The 3,007-nt window shown below is 40.3% G+C and carries 2 protein-coding genes and 1 pseudogene; 2 read left to right on the top strand and 1 reads right to left on the bottom strand.

Annotation, left to right across the window (positions count from 1 at the left end; translation table 11 throughout):
• On the top strand, positions 1-595 hold a 595-nt coding region (locus tag NTU69_05345; protein ID MCX5802944.1), incomplete at its 5' end, for a hypothetical protein.
• A gap of 85 nt (positions 596-680) precedes the next feature.
• Positions 681-1,949: a CBS domain-containing protein gene (locus NTU69_05350; protein ID MCX5802945.1), complete on the top strand. Its 1,269-nt coding sequence runs from the start codon at positions 681-683 to the stop codon at positions 1,947-1,949.
• Between the two features lie 169 nt (positions 1,950-2,118).
• Here the strand turns inward: NTU69_05350 and NTU69_05355 are convergent.
• A pseudogene (locus NTU69_05355) lies at positions 2,119-2,958 on the bottom strand (TRAP transporter large permease).
• Positions 2,959-3,007 lie beyond the last annotated feature (49 nt).

A 3,007-nucleotide genomic window follows, 5' to 3' on the forward strand; every position in this document is an offset into this window, starting at 1 on the left:
AAATCTTAGCAATCATAAGCCACGCGGCATTGGAAAATCCAAGGGTCAAGGGGTCAAGGATTCGAGTGGTTTTAAGACGCTGGAACCCTTGAATCCTCGAACCCTCGAACCCTTCCACGTGGAAGACTACCAGTTGATGCAGCTTGGGCAATACGGTATTCAGGTCATAAAGAAAGAGATACAGCCAAGGCTGTCAAAAAGGGTGATAATCTATCCTGAAATGGGCTTTAAAAAGGCAAAATGGCATCATGAAAATTTTATAAAGCTCTACTGGCTCCTGAAATCGAAGAATGTTGATGTCTATATCCTTGAACCACTCAGTATAAAATTAGAGCTTAAAGAAAAAATATCCTTTCAGGAACTCTCTGATATCAGGGACTTTTTCAAAGGGGGTGGTATATTTGTTTCAAACGATTCGGGTATGGCCCATCTTGCAGGTATATGTGGTCTTTTTACAATCACTTTATTCACCGATTACGACCCTGAGATATGGCATCCAAGGGGCCATTATATCACACTACAACAAGGCGTAGACCAGATTAATGTGCCCACGATTGAGGCCAGGATAATCGAGCTGTTAGCTCATGGCTCATAGTTCATGGCTCCTTAAAAGAGTAAATGCTATTCTAAAAACCAATTAAACATTGTCTTCTCCAATTACTTGATGATAAAATTAATCCATGGCCTTTATCACAGATGTTTATTTAAGTGAGATACTCAAAAAGGATATCATCAACCAGTATGGAAGAAAGGTTGGCATTCTCTGGGACCTTGCAATTGTTCCTGGAACAAAATATCCCAGTGTAATCAAACTGATATTAAAAAGGGAAAAACAACTCCTCGAGGTTCCAATTGAAAGTCTTAATCTTTTTAATAGATTCGTAATAACCATCAACACTGTCGAAAAAACACTTAAATCTTACAAACATAAGGAAGGTGATATACTCATCAAAAAGCATATTCTCGATAAACAGATACTTGACGTAAATGGGGTAAAGGTTGTCAGGGTGAATGACCTGAGGCTTGGCGAAGGTGACGGTTCTATCTGTATCATTGGCATTGATGTAGGATTAAATGGAATTTTAAGAAGAATAGAGGGGGGACAGATAATTCAGAAAATCCTGTCACTTTTCAAAAAACCTATCAAAGAGCATATCATAGGCTGGAATTACCTCCAGACAATAGATCCAGACCTAAAGAATCTGACATTGAATGTAGCAAGAAAACAACTCGGGGAGCTCCACCCTTCAGATTTAGCCGAAATCTTAACTGAAATCCCGCCAGAAGAAGGAACAGCGCTTTTGTCATCCGTGGATGAAGAATTAGCAGGAGAGGCCCTTCACGAAGTCTCCATGGAGGTGAGAGAAAAAATCCTGAAAGAGATGGACAAAGAAATGATTTCTGACATACTCGAAGAGATGCCCCCGGACGAAGCTGCGGATATACTGGGAGACATGTCTGAAGAAAAATCCGAGGAGCTTCTTTCCCTTATGGAAAGCGAAGATGCAATGGAAGTAAAAGACCTGTTAAGTTATGAGGAAGATACTGCAGGTGGGCTTATGACAAGTGAGTTTCTTGATTTTTCACCCGATTTAACAGTTGATGAAGTGCTCACAAATATGAGGTTGCTTGCACCTGACCTCGAGTTTATATACTACATCTATGTGGTGGATAATGAAGACCGTCTCCTCGGTGTTTTAACACTCAAAAGGCTTCTGACAAGTCCCTTATCTGCGAAATTAGAAGAGATAATGACTAAAAACGTGAAACATGTGTACCTGGATACTGACCGAAAAGAGATCGCAGAAATCATATCAAAATATGATTTCATTGCCATTCCTGTCCTTGATGATGAAAAACATTTGAGGGGTGTCATTACTGTGGATGATATTTTTGACCTCCTTGTTCCAAACCCAACAAGGAGAAGAAAAAGAAAGGCATTCCAGTAGCCAATTTCCCAATAACCAAATTACAAATTCCAAATAAATTTCAATAATCAATATCCAAATACTAAACCTAAAAATTGGTTATTGGGAATTATTTGGAGCTTGGTTATTGGTAATTGGTTATTCATCCATTACACACACCATTTATTATGCTTTATTGAAAATAGAAATTTTATTTAAGTCCAAAAACAGATGGAAGGAAGGTAGACAGGGAAGGGAAAAGCATGGTTATTAGAAGGGCAACGAGCATAATGGCAACAAAAGGAATTACTGATTTAGAAATCCTTTCAAGGCTAATGTTTGCAATATTTGCAATCACATAAAGATTCACCGCTACAGGCGGTGTGATCTACCCGATGGCAAGGTTCAGGGTCATCACAACCCCAAACCAGATTGGATCCCATTGAAAATACTTCATTATGGGGATGAGAATGGGAAGAAAGACATAGTATATAGAGATGGCATCCATCAGCATCCCTGCAATAAAAAGCATGAAGTTTACAAGAAGGAGTATAATGAAAGGGTTTGAAGAGAGAGACAGGAGAGATGCCGAAGTCTTGTCCATTACCCCAAGGGTAGAGCCTGTCCACGAGAAAAGTCCGGCAAAGGCAACAATGAACATGACAACTGCTGAAGATAGAACAGCATCTCTGAATATCCCGTAAAGCATTTTAAGGGTAAGGGTTCTGTAAATAACAAGCCCTATAAAAAGTCCGTAGAAAACTGCCACAACTGCTGCTTCTGTCGCAGTAAAAACCCCACCATATATCCCGCTCAGGATCACAGCAGGGGCAAGGAGTCCCCAGATCGCTTCTTTGAACGCCTGCCATATCTCCTTCAGGGTTCCCCATCTTTCCCCTTTCCAGCCATATTTCCGTGCAATAAAATAAGAAGGGATTATAAGGAAAAGGGCGGTAATAATCCCTGGAATTACTCCCGCAGCAAAAAGGGCAGGTATAGAGGTGCTTGTAATAACCCCATATATAATGAATGCGATGCTCGGGGGTATCACAATCGCAAGAGAACCTGTAGCCGCTATAAGGGCTGATGTGTAACCTTTA

Source organism: Pseudomonadota bacterium, from assembly GCA_026388215.1.
GTDB lineage: Bacteria > Desulfobacterota > Syntrophorhabdia > Syntrophorhabdales > Syntrophorhabdaceae > JAPLKF01.